Annotated in this window: 1 protein-coding gene; it reads left to right on the top strand. The window is 72.2% G+C overall.

Features of this window, described 5'->3' with window-relative positions; translation table 11 throughout:
- Positions 1-1,102, top strand: a 1,102-nt coding sequence (locus OR16_RS38760; RefSeq protein ID WP_043423083.1) for a CpsD/CapB family tyrosine-protein kinase, incomplete at its 5' end; no start/stop codon positions are given.
- Between the last annotated feature and the right edge of the window lie 201 nt (positions 1,103-1,303).

Below are 1,303 nucleotides of genomic sequence, written 5' to 3'. Positions count from 1 at the left end.
GCTGACCGGCGGCGGCGCGCTGCTCGGGCTGTGCCTCGGGCTGGCCGGCGTGGCCGTGCGCCAGCGCTACAGGCCGTCGGTGGCCGATGCCGCCGATGCCGAAGCGAGGCTCGGCATGCCCATGCTCGGTGAGATCGCGTTCAGCAGCGAGCAGACCGAGCTTGAGCACCAGTCCGAGGTGCATCGCCGCCTGGGCATGATGATGGGCTTCGCCGCCCGGCCCAGCCCGCGCCTGTATGCGCCGGCTCCTGGCAGCGCGTTGGCCGAACCCGGCGGGTTTTCCGCCGGCGAGGCCGAGCGGCTGCAGCGGTGCGGGCTGCATGACCGCTTCCTGCTGGCGCGGCGCTCGCCGCATGCGCTTGCGGTGGAAGGCCTGCGCAGCGTGCGCGCGGCCCTGCATTTCGCCGTGCGCAACGCGCCCGATGCGGTGCTGGCCGTGACCAGCCCGGCACCCGGCACCGGCAAGACCTTTGCTTCCGTCAACCTGGCCGTGCTGTTTGCCGAGGCCGGCCAGCGCGTGCTGCTGATCGACGCCGACCTGCGCCGCGGCAAGGTCGCCAACTGGTTCGACCAGGCCGCCGAGCCGGGGTTGGCCGAACTGCTCGCGGGCCAGGCCGAACTCTCGGCCGTCGTGCGGCCCACCGTGGTGTCGGGGCTTTCGGTGATCACGGCCGGATCGATGCCACCGAATCCCTCCGAGCTGCTGATGATGCCGGCGCTGGCCGAGACGCTGCAGGCCTGCAAGGCCCGTTTCGACCTGATCATCATCGACACGCCGCCAGTGCTGGCCGTGGCCGATGCCACCCTGGTGGCCAACCTGGCCGGCTCGACGCTGCTGGTGGTGCGCGCCGATGTCACGCCCGCCGCGCAAGTGGATGAGACGCTAAAGCGCCTGGCGCGCGCCGAGGCGCGGCTTGCCGGCGGCATGCTCAATGGCGTCACGCGCCGGCGCAGCAACCGCGCGGACTTCGCCGCAATGAGCCCGTACCTGGGGCTGCCGCTGCCGGCCGCGCAGCCCGAGGCGCTGGCGCTGGAGTCGCGCCCCGCGCGGGGCGCCCCGGCAGGGCAGCAGGAAGGCCATGGCTCCATGCCAGCCGCCTGATAGCCGGGTACGCCAGGGAAATCTCCATGAGCGTACCCGTTTCTGCGTATGGCGGGGCCCGGTGAAACGCTGCCTCGCAACTTGCGCGCAACGTGCCTTGCACGTTGCGCGTCGTCGCGGAAATCGCAGCCCGTGGTGGCCAATCGGGGCCGTTGGGGCGTGCCGCGGCACGGATTTTGGTGGTCTGTGCCCGGTCGGGAG

The organism is Cupriavidus basilensis OR16 (assembly GCF_000243095.1).
In the GTDB taxonomy this organism is placed as follows: Bacteria; Pseudomonadota; Gammaproteobacteria; order Burkholderiales; family Burkholderiaceae; genus Cupriavidus; species Cupriavidus basilensis_D.
The sequence above is the reverse complement of the archived record's forward strand: the minus strand, read 5'-3'. Positions and strand labels throughout refer to the sequence as shown.